Annotated in this window: 10 protein-coding genes; 7 read left to right on the top strand and 3 right to left on the bottom strand. The window is 69.8% G+C overall.

All coding sequences use genetic code 11. The annotated features are described in order from the left end of the window. Positions 1-63: 63 nt before the first annotated feature. From OHS57_RS14615 to OHS57_RS14605, 3 genes are all read left to right on the top strand, one after another. Complete coding sequence (locus tag OHS57_RS14615; protein WP_328582219.1) at positions 64-786, top strand: ComF family protein; 723 nt, start codon at positions 64-66, stop codon at positions 784-786. Between the two features lie 292 nt (positions 787-1078). After that, a complete protein-coding gene (gene hpf / locus OHS57_RS14610; protein ID WP_041989080.1) occupies positions 1079-1768 on the top strand; it encodes a ribosome hibernation-promoting factor, HPF/YfiA family in 690 nt (229 codons plus the stop codon). A gap of 239 nt (positions 1769-2007) precedes the next feature. Then, positions 2008-2766 (top strand): response regulator, encoded by a 759-nt coding sequence (locus OHS57_RS14605; protein WP_041989081.1) that lies wholly within the window; start codon positions 2008-2010, stop codon positions 2764-2766. Positions 2767-2798: 32 nt separating this feature from the next. Here OHS57_RS14605 and OHS57_RS14600 read toward each other — a convergent pair whose 3' ends face one another. Next, entirely contained in the window at positions 2799-3974 is a 1176-nt protein-coding gene (locus tag OHS57_RS14600) for a winged helix-turn-helix domain-containing protein (RefSeq protein ID WP_041989082.1), read from the bottom strand. Positions 3975-4016: 42 nt separating this feature from the next. Beyond that, positions 4017-4589: a GNAT family N-acetyltransferase gene (locus tag OHS57_RS14595; protein ID WP_041989083.1), complete on the bottom strand. Its 573-nt coding sequence runs from the start codon at positions 4587-4589 to the stop codon at positions 4017-4019. A gap of 239 nt (positions 4590-4828) precedes the next feature. Here OHS57_RS14595 and secA point away from each other — a divergent pair, with 239 nt between their 5' ends. Further along, on the top strand, positions 4829-7657 hold the full coding sequence (gene secA / locus OHS57_RS14590) for a preprotein translocase subunit SecA (RefSeq protein ID WP_041989084.1): 2829 nt from the start codon (positions 4829-4831) through the stop codon (positions 7655-7657). A gap of 119 nt (positions 7658-7776) precedes the next feature. Here secA and OHS57_RS14585 read toward each other — a convergent pair whose 3' ends face one another. Next, complete coding sequence (locus OHS57_RS14585) at positions 7777-8175, bottom strand: Rv3235 family protein (RefSeq protein WP_328585062.1); 399 nt, start codon at positions 8173-8175, stop codon at positions 7777-7779. A 393-nt stretch (positions 8176-8568) separates the two neighbouring features. Between OHS57_RS14585 and OHS57_RS14580 the strand changes: the two genes are divergently transcribed. The 3 genes from OHS57_RS14580 to OHS57_RS14570 all read left to right on the top strand — a co-directional run bounded on the left by OHS57_RS14580 (position 8569) and on the right by OHS57_RS14570 (position 15159). Then, complete coding sequence (locus OHS57_RS14580) at positions 8569-9075, top strand: DUF6912 family protein (RefSeq protein WP_328582218.1); 507 nt, start codon at positions 8569-8571, stop codon at positions 9073-9075. 50 nt (positions 9076-9125) lie between these two features. Then, entirely contained in the window at positions 9126-9797 is a 672-nt protein-coding gene (locus OHS57_RS14575; RefSeq protein WP_041989088.1) for an HAD family hydrolase, read from the top strand. A gap of 424 nt (positions 9798-10221) precedes the next feature. After that, a complete protein-coding gene (locus OHS57_RS14570; RefSeq protein ID WP_328582217.1) occupies positions 10222-15159 on the top strand; it encodes an NAD-glutamate dehydrogenase in 4938 nt (1645 codons plus the stop codon). The last annotated feature ends 12 nt before the right edge of the window (positions 15160-15171 follow it).

The raw sequence follows: 15171 nt of genomic DNA, 5'->3' as shown, positions 1-15171 counted from the left end.
GGTCGTCGAGAGGGTTGTCCACAGGGCTGGCCGGATCCTCCCGGGGTTGGCACAGTGAATGCCATGCGGGGCTGGTGGCGAGAGATCAGCGGTCTGGTGCTCCCGGTCGCCTGTGGGGGCTGCGGCAGTCCCCGGACGGCGCTGTGCGAGGACTGCGGCCGGGCGCTGTACGGGATGTGGCCGTGCCGGGTGCGGCCGGTGCCGGAGCCGGCCGGGCTGCCGGCGGTCCACGCAGCGGCGCCGTACGAGGACGCGGTACGGGCGGTGCTGCTCGCGCACAAGGAGCGCGGCGCGCTCGGCCTCGCGGGGCCGCTGGGCAGGGCTCTGGCCGGGGCCGTGGAGGCCGCTGTGCCGCCGGGTACGGGCGTGGGGCCGCTGCTGCTGGTCCCGATGCCTTCGACGCGGCGCGCGGTGGCGGCGCGCGGGCATGACGCGGCGCGCCGGATCGCGCTGGCGGCCGCGGGTGAGCTGCGGCGGGCCGGCCGGGACGCCCGGGTGCTTCCGGTGCTGCGGCAGCGCCGGGTGGTGGCCGATCAGGCGGGCCTCGGTGCCCGTCAGAGGCAGGCGAACCTGTCCGGGGCGCTGGAGGTCGCCGTGGGCGGCGCGAGGCTCCTGGAGAGCGGCAGAGCGGTCCTCGTGGACGACGTCATGACGACCGGCGCGTCACTGGCCGAGGCGGCCCGCGCCCTGCATTCCGCGATACGGCCGGGCATTCCGGGATTCGGTCAGGTGAGCGCCGCGGTGATCGCCGCACCGCCCCTGTCCTTCGAAATAAACCGGAACTGATCAGTATTTTGCATCTCCGCAGGTAAACCGGGCAGAGAAACACCTGAACGGGCGTACGCGCTGGTAGCGGGTGCCGACACCCCTCCAGGAGGGCTATGTTCGGTTGTAAGGCTTGGCGAAAGCCGGTACAGCCGTCATTAACGGAGTTCCTCGCTTCTTGGGGTGGAGACCTTGCCGATGGGGAAGGGGAGGTGAAAGTCACCAAGTCCGAGACTCCGGTGACAACTGGGGTCTGGTGCAACAGTGGGGACGCCCCGCAGCGAAGCGGGGCGATCCGGGAACGGAGTTCTGCGTGGACATCGTCGTCAAGGGCCGCAAGACAGAGGTGCCTGAGCGGTTCCGCAAGCACGTGGCCGAGAAGCTGAAGCTGGAGAAGATCCAGAAGCTCGACGGCAAGGTGATCAGCCTGGACGTCGAGGTGTCCAAGGAACACAACCCCCGTCAGGCGGACCGCTGTGACCGGGTGGAGATCACCCTGCGCTCGCGTGGTCCGGTGATCCGGGCGGAGGCCGCGGCAGGCGACCCGTACGCGGCTTTGGACCTGGCCACCGGCAAGCTGGAGGCGCGGCTGCGCAAGCAGAACGAGAAGCGCCACAACCGTCGCGGCGCCGGCCGGCTGTCCGCCGCCGAGGTCGTCGATGTCGTCCCCGGCGTGGCCGAGTTGAACAGCGACGGCGAGACCGCGGCCGAAGAGGCGGCGCACGCCGTCCCGACCACGATGGTCGGTTCCCTGCAGGTGCAGGGCGAAGGTCCCCTGGTGGTACGGGAGAAGAACCATGTCGCGGCGCCGATGACGCTCGACCAGGCCCTTGAGGAGATGGAGCTGGTCGGACACGACTTCTACCTCTTCGTCGATTCCGACACCAAGGAACCCAGCGTCGTCTACCGGCGCCACGCGTACGACTACGGCGTGATCCACCTCAGGACCGACCCGCTGGCCGGTTCCGACGCGGAGGGCGCCGGCGGCCATCTCGGCGGCTGAGAAGGGCGTGTGAACGGCTGAGACACGGCTGAGACACGGCGGGGAATCGGCTGAGATCTGCCGGTTCCGAAGGTGCCCCTGAGTGCTCATTACGACCTCGGGGGCACCTCTGTGCGAGCGAGGCACCAATAACCGCCGCCCAGGCATGAAATCATGGCGTCGCAAGACAACAGGTGGTCTGCGAACAGCGGTTGGCCGGCTCATCCGAATGCGGACCACGACCTTCAGGTGGAGGAACGATGGCGGACAGCTTCGGGCCGGTGCACGCGCACAGTGCCGACGAGACGGTCGTTGGTACGGGGCCCGACGCCGACGCGGAACGGGAAGGGTCCCGCAAGGAACCCATCCGGGTCCTCGTCGTCGACGACCACGCGCTGTTCCGCCGTGGTCTGGAGATCGTCCTCGCCCAGGAGGAGGACATCCAGGTCGTGGGCGAGGCGGGCGACGGGGCGGAGGCCGTCGACAAGGCCGCCGACCTGCTGCCGGACATCGTGCTGATGGACGTGCGGATGCCCAAGCGCGGCGGTATCGAGGCCTGCACCTCCATCAAGGAGGTGGCCCCCAGCGCCAAGATCATCATGCTGACGATCAGCGACGAGGAGGCCGACCTCTACGACGCGATCAAGGCTGGCGCCACCGGCTATCTCCTGAAGGAGATCTCCACCGACGAGGTGGCCACCGCGATCCGGGCCGTCGCCGACGGCCAGTCGCAGATCAGCCCGTCCATGGCGTCCAAGCTGCTGACCGAGTTCAAGTCGATGATCCAGCGCACCGACGAGCGCAGACTCGTGCCCGCGCCGCGGCTGACCGAGCGGGAGCTGGAAGTCCTCAAACTCGTCGCCACGGGCATGAACAACCGGGACATCGCCAAACAGCTGTTCATCTCCGAGAACACCGTGAAGAACCACGTGCGCAACATCCTGGAGAAGCTGCAACTGCACTCCCGCATGGAGGCCGTGGTCTACGCGATGCGGGAGAAGATCCTCGAAATCCGGTGAGGGCCGCCGCGGTCATGTGACGGCCGGCGGGGTCAGGCGACCGCGCGGACCAGCTCCGCCGTCAGCTCCGAGCGGTCGACCCGCTCGATCCGTACCGCGTCGCACCCCACCCACCGGGCGGCCTCCAGCAGCGCCTGCGCCATCGGCGCGACCGCCTTGGGGCCCTCCAGCGAGACCTGCTTCGCCACCAGCGTGCTGCCCTCACGGGCCGGGTCGACCCGGCCGAGCAGCCGGCCGCCCGCCAGCAGCGGCATGGCGAAGTAGCCGTAGATCCGCTTCGGCTTGGGCACATACGCCTCCAGCCGGTGCGTGAAGCCGAAGATCCGCTCGGTACGGGCCCGCTCCCAGATCAGCGAGTCGAACGGCGACAGCAGTGTCGTACGGTGCCGTCCGCGCGGGACGCTCGCCAGCGCCTCCGGATCGGCCCAGGCCGGCTTCCCCCAACCCTCGACGGTCACCGGCACCAGACCGCAGTCGGCGATCACCGCGTCGACCCACTCACCCTTCAGCCGGTGGTAGTCGGCGATGTCCGCGCGCGTCCCCACACCGAGCGAGCGGCCGGCGAGCCGCACCAGCCGGCGCACGCACTCCGCGTCGTCCAGGTCGTCGTGCAGGAGCGCGTCCGGCACGGCGCGCTCCGCGAGGTCGTACACCCGCTTCCAGCCGCGCCGGCCCGTGCACACGACCTCACCGAACATCAGCGCGCGCTCGACGGCGACCTTCGACTCCGACCAGTCCCACCACAGGCCGCCGTTCTTGGCGCCGCCCAGTTCCGTCGCCGTCAGCGGGCCCTCGTCGCGCAGCTGCTTGATCACCGTCTCGTACACCCCGTCCGTCAGGGCGTGGTTCCAGTGCGGACGGGAGCGGTAGGAGCGGCGCCGGAAGGCGAAGTGGGGCCACTCCTCGATGGGCAGCACACAGGCCGCGTGCGACCAGTACTCGAACGCGTGCGGCGGGGTGGGCGCCGCCGTCCAGTACGCGTCCTCGACCGGTTTGCGGCCGACGGCGCCCAGGCGCGCGTAAGGCACCAGCTCGTGCGAGCGCGCCAGCACCGAGATCGTGTCCAGCTGGACGGCGCCGAGATGGCGCAGCACTCCCCGCACGCCGCCACGGCGGTCGGGGGCGCCGATGAATCCCTGCGCGCGCAGCGCGATTCGGCGGGCCTCGTCGGCGGACAGCTCGGCGGCGGCGGGCGGCACAGTCGTCATGATGGGCACGATAGACGCCGCCACTGACAACGGGCCTGGCGGTTACGCCGCGTCCGACGGCAGGTACGGGTGCGGGCCCGGCAGTCCCAGGTCGGACGGGAGCAGCGAGCCTATCCGGACGTCCCGCAGCGTCCCCCGGTTGAGCAGGGCGGCCCGCAGCACGCCCTCCATCACGAAGCCGGCCTTCTCGGCGACGGCACGCGAGCCGGTGTTGCCGACCTCGGCCCGCCACTCCAGGCGCTCGGCGGCCAGCGCGGTGAAGACCCAGCGGGCCACGGCGGTCACGGCCTCCGTGGTGAAGCCGCGCCCCCGGTACTCCTTCGCCGTCCAGTAGCCGGTCTCCCAGATACCGGACTGGCTGTGCGCGTTCACCGCGCCCATCAGCGGCCCCCCGCCTATGGGAAATACCCCGAAGGTGCACATCGTCCCGGTCTGCCAGCCGTCCGGGACGAGCTGCTCGACGAAGTACTGCGCGTGCTGCCGTTCGTACGGTGAGGGAATCGTCACCCAGCGCTGGATCTCCGGGTCCTGGCAGATCGTGTGGACCGCGTCGACGTCGTCCGGTGTCAGCGTGCGCAACAGCAGTCGGGGGCTGGTGAGGGTGAGGGGTTCCATACTCGGATTCTGCTGTCGGAGATCGCCGGATGCGAGCACTTTTCGTATCTCACCGGCACCTTCCGTGCGTTCCGCGCGTTCTTGATACGGGTAACAGCAGGCCCCTTCGACGGCGGCCCTCCCGGCGCAGCCCGGTCCTCGCTTACGATGGCCGATGCGGTGGGGTCCGCCTGCCGTGCCCGTGCCCGTGTCCATACACGATCCAGTGCCAGGCCCGACCGGCAAGGAGACCAACCTCAGTGTCCGTCTTCAACAAGCTCATGCGTGCAGGCGAAGGCAAGATCCTGCGCAAACTGCACCGCATCGCGGACCAGGTCAACTCCATCGAAGAGGACTTCGTCAACCTCTCCGACGCCGAGTTGAGGGCGCTCACCGACGAGTACAAAGAGCGCTACGCCGACGGTGAGAGTCTGGACGATCTGCTTCCCGAGGCGTTCGCGACCGTCCGTGAGGCGTCCAAGCGAGTCCTCGGCCAGCGTCATTACGACGTCCAGCTGGCCGGTGGCGCCGCGCTGCACTTCGGCCATGTCGCCGAGATGAAGACCGGCGAGGGCAAGACCCTCGTCAGTACGCTCCCCGCCTACCTCAACGCGCTCACCGGCAAGGGCGTCCACCTGATCACGGTGAACGACTACCTGGCCGAGCGTGACTCCGAGCTGATGGGCCGCGTCCACAAGTTCCTGGGACTTGAGGTCGGCTGCATCCTCGCCAACATGTCGCCCGCGCAGCGCCGCGAGCAGTATGCCTGTGACATCACGTACGGGACGAACAACGAATTCGGCTTCGACTACCTCCGCGACAACATGGCGTGGTCGCAGGACGAGCTGGTCCAGCGCGGTCACAACTACGCGATCGTGGACGAGGTCGACTCGATCCTCGTGGACGAGGCCCGTACGCCGCTGATCATCTCCGGCCCCGCCGACCAGGCCACGAAGTGGTACGGCGACTTCGCCAAGCTCGTCACCCGGCTGTCCAGGGGCGAGGCGGGCAACCAGCTCAAGGGCATCGAGGAGACCGGCGACTACGAGGTCGACGAGAAGAAGCGCACCGTCGCCATCCACGAGCCCGGTGTGTCGAAGGTCGAGGACTGGCTGGGCATCGACAACCTGTACGAGTCGGTGAACACCCCGCTCGTCGGTTATCTGAACAACGCCATCAAGGCCAAGGAACTCTTCAAGAACGACAAGGACTACGTCGTCATCGACGGCGAAGTCATGATCGTCGACGAGCACACCGGCCGTATCCTCGCGGGCCGCCGCTACAACGAGGGCATGCACCAGGCGATCGAGGCGAAGGAAGGGGTGGACATCAAGGACGAGAACCAGACCCTCGCCACGATCACCCTGCAGAACTTCTTCCGCCTCTACGGCAAGCTCTCCGGCATGACCGGTACGGCCATGACGGAGGCCGCGGAGTTCCACCAGATCTACAAGCTGGGCGTGGTGCCGATCCAGACGAACCGGCCCATGGTCCGCATGGACCAGTCCGACCTGATCTACCGCACCGAGGTCGCCAAGTTCGCCGCCGTCGTCGACGACATCGCCGAGAAGCACGAGAAGGGCCAGCCGATCCTGGTCGGCACCACCTCGGTCGAGAAGTCCGAGTACCTCTCGCAGCAGCTCAGCAAGCGCGGTGTGCAGCACGAGGTGCTCAACGCCAAGCAGCACGACCGGGAGGCGACGATCATCGCCCAGGCCGGCCGCAAGGGCGCTGTCACGGTCGCCACGAACATGGCCGGCCGTGGTACGGACATCAAACTCGGCGGCAACCCCGACGACCTCGCCGAGGCGGAGCTGCGCCAGCGCGGCCTCGACCCCGTCGAGCACGTCGAGGAGTGGGCGGCCGCCCTGCCGGCGGCGCTGGAGCGGGCCGAGGGCGCGGTCAAGGCCGAGTTCGAAGAGGTCAAGGACCTCGGCGGGCTCTACGTCCTCGGTACGGAGCGGCACGAGTCGCGGCGTATCGACAACCAGCTGCGCGGCCGTTCCGGACGTCAGGGCGACCCCGGCGAGTCCCGGTTCTACCTGTCGCTCGGCGACGACCTGATGCGGCTGTTCAAGGCGCAGATGGTCGAGCGCGTGATGTCGATGGCCAACGTCCCCGACGACGTCCCCATCGAGAACAAGATGGTGACCCGCGCCATCGCTTCCGCGCAGTCGCAGGTCGAGCAGCAGAACTTCGAAACGCGTAAGAACGTCCTCAAGTACGACGAGGTGCTGAACCGCCAGCGCGAGGTCATCTACGGCGAGCGCCGCCGCGTCCTGGAGGGCGAGGACCTGCACGAGCAGGTCAGGCACTTCATGGACGACACGATCGACGCGTACATCCAGGCGGAGACCGTCGAGGGCTTCGCCGAGGAGTGGGACCTCGACCGGCTGTGGGGCGCGTTCAAGCAGCTCTACCCGGTGAAGGTCACGGTCGACGAGCTGGAGGACGCGGCGGGCGACCGCGCGGGCATCACCTCCGAGTTCATCGCCGAGTCCATCAAGGACGACTGCCACGAGCAGTACGAGGAGCGCGAGGCGCAGCTCGGCTCGGACATCATGCGTGAGCTGGAGCGGCGTGTGGTGCTCTCCGTGCTGGACCGCAAGTGGCGCGAGCACCTCTACGAGATGGACTATCTCCAGGAGGGCATCGGCCTGCGGGCGATGGCCCAGAAGGACCCGCTGGTCGAGTACCAGCGCGAGGGCTTCGACATGTTCAACGCCATGATGGACGGCATCAAGGAAGAGTCCGTCGGCTACCTGTTCAACCTGGAGGTCCAGGTCGAGCAGCAGGTCGAGGAGGTGCCGGTGCAGGACGAGGCCGAGCGCACCTCGCTGGTCAAGGAGGACGCCGTACCGGCGGGCTCCGGCCGTCCCGAGATCCGCGCCAAGGGTCTCGACGCGCCGCAGCGCCCCGACCGGCTGCACTTCTCCGCCCCCACGGTGGACGGTGAGGGCGGCGTCGTCGAGGGCGACTTCCAGAGCGCCGAGGCCGGCGGTCCGACGCGGTCCACGTCGGACGGTCTGACGCGCGCCGAGCGGCGCAAGGCGCAGAAGACGACCGGTGGCCGCCGCCGCAAGAAGTAGCCGGCAGCGAGCTGGGTCCACAGGGCCGGGCGCACGTCCTTCGGGGCGTGTCCCGGCCCTGTGGTCTGTTCCCGGGCCCTCGGGCGCCGGCCCGACCGGTCCGAGCCGGTCGGGCCGGATCAGACCCGTACGCCGCCGATCTCCACCGCCGCGCAGCGCCAGCGCAGATCGGCGCCCTGTTCCAGCCGGAAGGCCATGGCCCGCACCTGCTCGCCCGCCGCGATGCTGGCGGCCGCCTCGATGACGCCGTCGCGTGGCGAGAAGCCCCGGCAGGCCCTGACCACCGGCAGGGTGCCGGTCGCCCTGAGCGGGGTGCCGGGTGCGAGCAGGACAAGCTGCTCGTACGCTTCGCCGACCGTCTGGCCGAGCATCCAGTGCACCGGCTTCCGGCCGCTGAGGACGGCGAGCAGCCGCTCGGCGAACAGCTGGTGCGGCGGGAGGTGCGGGCGCCGCCGCGGGGATCCGGTGCCGGGCCTGCGCGGATCGCGCCGGCCCGGGGGCCGCGCTCCCGCGACCACCCGCGCCGCCGTGGCGTCGGCGCCGCCGGTGCGGGTGCCGGGTCGGTTGTCGGACCGGTTGTCGGTTCGGTTGTTGGTGCCTGTCGTGCTCACGCAGATCGCCCCCGTTCTGCCCGCCCGGCCGAATACCGGGCGGTAACTTGTGTGGGCATCTTCTACGGGGCGCGGAGGGAGCATCGCAAGGCCGGTGCGCGCACGGAGCAAGGCCGGGCAGTATCACCTATCCGAGTGGCGGGACCGCCGTATCGGGCCAGGCCCGAGGGCCGGACGCGGCACCCGGTGGACGCCGGGGTGCTCCGTCCGCGTCACCCCGAAGAGGGACCGTCGCACGTATCCTTAGACGTTCTTCCGGCGTTCCACCCGGCCACGAAAGACTACGAAAGCGGTCCGCTCATGCGCGTCTACGTCCCCCTGACGCTTCCCGGCCTCGCCGAGGCGCACAAGACGGGCGAGCTGGGCCCCGGACCGCTGACCGCCTACGCCGTGACCCCGGGACTGCGCGAGTGGTACGTCTCCGACGACATCGAGGAGCTGGAGTACGCGGCCCTCAACCGGGCCGCGGCGGCCTCGCTGCGCCGGCTCGCCGCCGCCCCCGACATCGCGCGCCGGCGCGTGGTCGTCGCCGTCGACGTACCGGACAGGGAAGCGGTCTCCGACCCCGACCGGGGGCTGGACGCAGCCGCGCTCGGCGAGGTGCGGATCGCCGCCGCCGTGTCGATGACGGCCGCGGCCGCCGTGCACGTCGACGCGGACGAGGCGGACGCGGACGTGACAGCGGCCGCTGCGGCGCTCGGCGCCGCGGACCACGGCGACGACGACGCCCGCTTCACCGTCGACGGCGCCGAGGACCACGAACTGCTCTGGTACGGCGTCCAGGAGATCCCCAACCTCATCGCCTGACCCGCCCGCCCGGGTGCCCGCTGTCAGACCCTGCCGGTACCGTTTTCGGCATGGGGACGCACACCACACATCTGGTCTGGGACTGGAACGGCACGCTGTTCGACGACATGCAGGCGATCATCGGCGCGACCAACGCCGCGTTCGCCGAGATCGGTCTGGAGACGATCACCCTCGACCGCTACCGCGAGCTGTACTGCGTACCGGTGCCGGTCTTCTACGAGCGGCTGATGGGCCGCCGTCCCACGGCGGCCGAATGGCTGCTCATGGACGAGACCTTCCATCGCCACTACACGGAGCGGCGCGCCGCCTGCGGGCTCACCCAGGGTGTCGAGGAGCTGCTGACACAGTGGCGGGCGGCGGGCCGCAGCCAGTCGCTGCTGAGCATGTACGGGCACGAGGAGCTGGTGCCGGTGGTCCGGGGCCACGGGATCGAGGGGCACTTCGTCCGGGTCGACGGGCGTACGGGACCGTCGGGCGGCAGCAAGGCCGAGCACATGGAGCGCCATCTGGCCGCGCTCGCCGAGGGCGGCGCCATATCGGCCACGCGGACGGTCGTGATCGGGGACGCGCTGGACGACGCGCTGGCCGCCGAGCACGTGGGCGCGCGCGCCGTCCTGTACACCGGGGGCTCGAACAGCAGGGCGAGCCTGGAGGCCGCGGGGGTGCCGGTCGTGGACAGCCTGAGGGAAGCCGTGGACACGGCCCTGCGCCTGGCGAGCTGAGCCGTTCGCCTCGACCGGCCGGCGGGAGCCGCCGGCCGGTCGCCGGTCGACCGCCTCCGGGCGGTGTGCCGGACGGGACGCGCCCGACTCCGTGTCGCTGTCCAGAGTGTCAAAGTTCGGGCCCGCTTTTGTACACATGCGGCTCGTGACCGCGCCCCTGTGAAGAGGGATAGCCTTGGGGCCGTGATCAGCGCGATACGCCGAGGGGGCAGCGAAGCCCCCGGTGCACGCCCGGAGCGCCACAGCGTCCGGGTGATCGCTGGTCCCCCGGATCCGGACCCGAAGCCAAAATTGGCCAATAACGTCCCGGACATCTCTCATCGCGGCATAACGTCGTCCCCGACCGGAAACCCCGCGTCGTGGCGTCGTGCCGCTTCTTTCACCGACGTCACGCAACGGCGCGCGACAGGAGCCAGAGAAGAACATGCAGACCAAGCTGGACGAAGCCAAGGCCGAACTGCTCACCCGGGCGGCCCGGGTCGCTGAGAACAGCCCGGCGGGGGGAACCGACAGCGGGGGCGGACCCGGCGAGGACACGCTGTTCGCCTACCTCCAGCGCTACTACCTGCACACGGCCCAGGAGGACCTGGCCGACCGCGACCCGGTCGACGTCTTCGGGGCCGCGCTCTCCCACTACCGACTGGCCGAGAATCGCCCCCAGGGCACGGCCAACGTACGGGTGCACACGCCGACCGTCGAGGAGGACGGCTGGCTCTGCTCGCACTCCGTCGTCGAGGTCGTGACCGACGACATGCCCTTCCTCGTGGACTCCGTCACCAACGAACTCTCCCGCCAGGGCCGAGGCATCCACGCCGTCGTGCACCCGCAGATCACCGTGCGCCGCGACATCACCGGCAAGCTGCTGGAGGTGCTGCCCGGCGGTCTGCCGCCCGGGACACAGCGCCCGCACGACACCCACGTCGAGTCCTGGATCCATGTCGAGGTCGACCGCGAGACCGACCGCGCCGACCTCAAGCAGATGACCGCCGATCTGCTGCGCGTCCTGTCCGACGTCCGCGAGGCCGTCGAGGACTGGGAGAAGATGCGCGAAGCCGCGCTGCGCGTCGCCGAGGAGCTGCCCGGCGAGCCGATGGCCGACGATCTGCGCGCGGAAGAGGTCGAGGAGGCGGGCGAACTGCTCCGCTGGCTCGCCGCCGACCACTTCACCTTCCTCGGCTACCGCGAGTACGAGCTGACCGAGGCCGACGCGCTGACCGCGGTGGCGGGCACCGGCCTCGGCATCCTGCGCGCCGACCCGCAGCACGGCGACGACGAGGACCACCCGGCCAGCCACTCCTTCAGCAGGCTGCCCGCCGACGCCCGTGCCAAGGCCCGCGAGCACAATCTGCTCATCCTCACCAAGGCCAACAGCCGCGCCACCGTGCACCGCCCCAGCTACCTCGACTACGTGGGCGTCAAGAAGTTCGACTCCAAGGGCAACGTCATCGGGGAGCGCCGGTTCCTCGGGCTGTTCTCGTCCGCCGCGTACATCGAGTCCGTACGCCGGGTGCCGGTGGTCCGCCGCAAGGTCGCCGAGGTGCTGGAAGGCGCGGGGTTCTCCCCGAACAGCCATGATGGCCGCGACCTGATGCAGATCATGGAGACGTACCCGCGCGACGAGCTGTTCCAGACGCCCGCCGACCAGCTGCGGACCATCGCCACGAGCGTGCTGTACCTCCAGGAGCGCAGGCGGCTGCGGCTCTTCCTCCGCCAGGACGAGTACGGGCGCTACTACTCCGCCCTGATCTATCTGCCGCGCGACCGCTACACCACCGGGGTCCGGCTGCGGCTCATCGACATCCTCAAGGACGAACTCGGCGGCACCAGCGTCGACTTCACCGCCTGGAACACCGAGTCGATCCTCTCCCGGCTGCACTTCGTCGTGCGCGTACCGACCGGCACCGAGCTGACGGAACTGACCGAGGCCGACGCCGACCGCATCGAGGCCAGGCTCGTCGAGGCCGCCCGCTCCTGGGCCGACGCCTTCGCCGACGCGCTGAACGCCGAATGCGGCGAGGAGCGCGCGGCGGGGCTGCTGCGCAGCTACGGGAACGCGTTCCCCGAGGGGTACAAGGCCGACCACTCGCCGCGCTCGGCCGTCGCCGACCTCGTCCATCTCGAAGCGCTCGCCAGGACCGAGAAGGACTTCGCCCTCTCGCTGTACGAGCCCGTCGGCGCCGCCGCCGACGAGCGCCGCTTCAAGATCTACCGGACGGGTGAGCAGGTCTCGCTCTCCGCCGTCCTGCCGGTCCTCCAGCGCCTCGGTGTCGAGGTCGTCGACGAGCGCCCGTACGAGCTGCGCTGCACCGACCGCTCCCTCGCCTGGATCTACGACTTCGGTCTGCGGCTGCCCAAGAGCGCGGCGGGCAGCGCCCATCTCGCCGAGGACGCGCGCGAGCGGTTCCAGGACGCCTTCGCGGCCGTGTGGACCGGCGCCGCGGAGAACGACGGCTTCAACTCCCTCGTCCTGCGGGCGGGCCTCAACTGGCGCCAGGCGATGGTCCTGCGGGCCTACGCGAAGTACCTGCGCCAGTCCGGGTCCACGTTCAGCCAGGACTACATGGAGGACACCCTCTGCAACAACGTCCACACCGCCCGGCTGCTCGTCTCGCTCTTCGAGGCCCGGATGTCGCCGGGCCGCCAGCGCGCCGGCACGGAGCTGATCGACGGTGTGATGGAGGAGCTGGACGGAGCCCTCGACCAGGTCGCGAGCCTGGACGAGGACCGGATCCTGCGCTCGTTCCTCACCCTCATCAAGGCCACGCTGCGGACCAACTTCTTCCAGCTCAGGGACGACGGCAAGCAGCACAGCTACGTCTCGGTGAAGTTCGACCCGCAGGCCATCCCCGACCTGCCGGCGCCGCGTCCCGCGTACGAGATCTGGGTGTACTCGCCGCGCGTCGAGGGCGTCCATCTGCGCTTCGGCAAGGTCGCCCGTGGCGGGCTGCGCTGGTCCGACCGGCGTGAGGACTTCCGTACGGAGATCCTTGGCCTGGTCAAGGCCCAGATGGTGAAGAACACCGTGATCGTGCCGGTCGGCGCCAAGGGCGGCTTCGTCGCCAAGCAGCTGCCCGACCCGGCCGAGGACCGGGACGCCTGGCTGGCCGAGGGCATCGCCTCGTACAAGATCTTCATCTCGGCGCTGCTCGACATCACGGACAATCTCGTGGCGGGCGAGGTCGTGCCGCCGACCGACGTGGTCCGGCACGACGAGGACGACACCTATCTGGTCGTCGCCGCCGACAAGGGCACGGCCAGCTTCTCCGACATCGCCAACGAAGTCGCCGTCGCGTACAACTTCTGGCTCGGTGACGCCTTCGCCTCCGGCGGCAGCGCCGGCTACGACCACAAGGGCATGGGCATCACGGCCCGCGGCGCCTGGGAGTCCGTCGAGCGGCACTTCCGCGAGCTGGGCCACGACGTGCAGTCCGAGGACTTCACGGTCGTCGGCGTCGGCGACATGTCCGGTGACGTGTTCGGCAACGGGATGCTGCTCTCCGAGCACATCCGGCTGGTCGCCGCCTTCGACCACCGGCACATCTTCATCGACCCGAAGCCGGACGCCGCGACGTCGTACGCGGAGCGCCGCCGGCTCTTCGAGCTGCCGCGCTCGTCCTGGGCCGACTACGACAAGAAGCTGCTGTCGCAGGGCGGCGGTATCCATCCCCGTACGGCCAAGTCGATCCCGGTCAACGCGCAGGTGCGTGAGGCCCTCGGTATCGACGAAGGGGTCACGAAGCTGACGCCGGCCGACCTGATGAAGGCGATCTTCCAGGCCCCGGTCGACCTGCTGTGGAACGGCGGCATCGGTACGTATGTGAAGGCCACGACCGAGACCCACGCGGACGTCGGCGACAAGGCCAACGACGCGATCCGGGTCAACGGCGAGGACCTGCGGGCGAAGGTCGTCGGCGAGGGCGGCAACCTCGGTCTGACCCAGCTCGGCCGGATCGAGTTCGCCCGGCGCGGGGCGGGCGGCGAGGGCGGCAAGGTCAACACCGACGCCATCGACAACAGCGCGGGCGTGGACACCTCCGACCACGAGGTGAACATCAAGATCCTGCTCAACGGCCTGGTCACCAGCGGTGACATGACCGTCAAGCAGCGCAACAAGCTGCTCGCGGCGATGACCGACGAGGTCGGCGGGCTCGTGCTGCGCAACAACTACGCGCAGAACACGGCCCTCGCCAACGCCGTCGCCCAGTCGCCCTCGCTCCTCCACGCCCACCAGCGCTACATGCGCCGGCTGAGCAGGGACGGACACCTCAACAGGGCGCTGGAGTTCCTGCCCACCGACCGGCAGGTGCGCGAACTGCTCAGCGCGGGCAAGGGGCTCTCCCAGCCCGAGCTGGCGGTGCTGCTCGCCTACACCAAGATCACCGTCGCGGACGAGCTGATCCACACCGGGCTCCCCGACGACCCGTACCTGCGCAAGCTGCTGCACGCGTACTTCCCGGTGCCGCTCCAGGAGCGGTACGCCGAGCAGATCGACGCGCACGCGCTGCGCCGCGAGATCGTCACGACGGTGCTCGTCAACGACACCGTCAACTCCGGCGGTTCGACCTTCCTGCACCGGCTGCGGGAGGAGACGGGCGCCTCGATCGAGGAGATCGTCAGGGCCCAGACGGCGGCCAGGGAGATCTTCGGTCTGAGCGGGGTCTGGGACGAGGTCGAGGCGCTGGACAACAAGGTCGACGCCGGCGTCCAGACCCGGATCAGGCTGCACTCGCGCCGGCTCGTCGAGCGCGGTACGCGCTGGCTGCTGGGCAACAGGCCGCAGCCGCTGGAGATCGCAGGGACGATCGAGTTCTTCGCCGAGGGCGTCGCGCGGGTCTGGGCGAAGCTGCCCACGCTGCTGCTCGGTGCCGAGCTGGAGTGGTACCAGAAGCTCCTGGAGGAGCTGACAGGGGCCGGGGTCCCGGAGGAACTGGCCCTGCGGGTGGCCGGGTTCTCCTCGGCCTTCCCGACGCTCGACATCGTCGCCATCGCCGAGCGCACCGAGCAGGACCCGCTGGATGTCGCCGAGGTGTACTACGACCTCGGGGACCGGCTGCGGATCAGTCAGCTGATGGACAGGATCATCGAGCTGCCGCGCGCGGACCGCTGGCAGTCCATGGCCCGCGCCTCCATCCGCGAGGACCTGTACTCGGCGCACGCCGCGCTGACGGCGGACGTGCTGTCGGCCGGTGACGCGAGTGCCAGCCCCGAGGAGCGGTTCAAGGCCTGGGAGGAGAAGAACGCGGCGATCCTGGGCCGTTCGCGTTCGACGCTGGAGGAGATCCAGAGCTCGGACTCGTTCGACCTGGCGAACCTGTCGGTCGCGATGCGCACGATGCGGACGCTGCTGCGCACCCACAGCTGACGCGAGGGGAGG

The organism is Streptomyces sp. NBC_00370 (genome assembly GCF_036084755.1).
Classification (GTDB): Bacteria; Actinomycetota; Actinomycetes; order Streptomycetales; family Streptomycetaceae; genus Streptomyces.
Note: the sequence above shows the minus strand (reverse complement) of the source record. Positions and strands in the feature narration are given on the sequence as shown.

Coding starts and splice junctions, on each gene's coding strand:
- OHS57_RS14615 (WP_328582219.1), top strand. CDS start 64: ATGCGGGGCTGGTGGCGAGAGATCAGCGGTCTGGTGCTCCCGGTCGCC.
- OHS57_RS14605 (WP_041989081.1), top strand. CDS start 2,008: ATGGCGGACAGCTTCGGGCCGGTGCACGCGCACAGTGCCGACGAGACG.
- OHS57_RS14600 (WP_041989082.1), bottom strand. CDS start 3,974: ATGACGACTGTGCCGCCCGCCGCCGCCGAGCTGTCCGCCGACGAGGCC.
- OHS57_RS14595 (WP_041989083.1), bottom strand. CDS start 4,589: ATGGAACCCCTCACCCTCACCAGCCCCCGACTGCTGTTGCGCACGCTG.
- OHS57_RS14580 (WP_328582218.1), top strand. CDS start 8,569: ATGCGCGTCTACGTCCCCCTGACGCTTCCCGGCCTCGCCGAGGCGCAC.
- OHS57_RS14575 (WP_041989088.1), top strand. CDS start 9,126: ATGGGGACGCACACCACACATCTGGTCTGGGACTGGAACGGCACGCTG.
- OHS57_RS14570 (WP_328582217.1), top strand. CDS start 10,222: ATGCAGACCAAGCTGGACGAAGCCAAGGCCGAACTGCTCACCCGGGCG.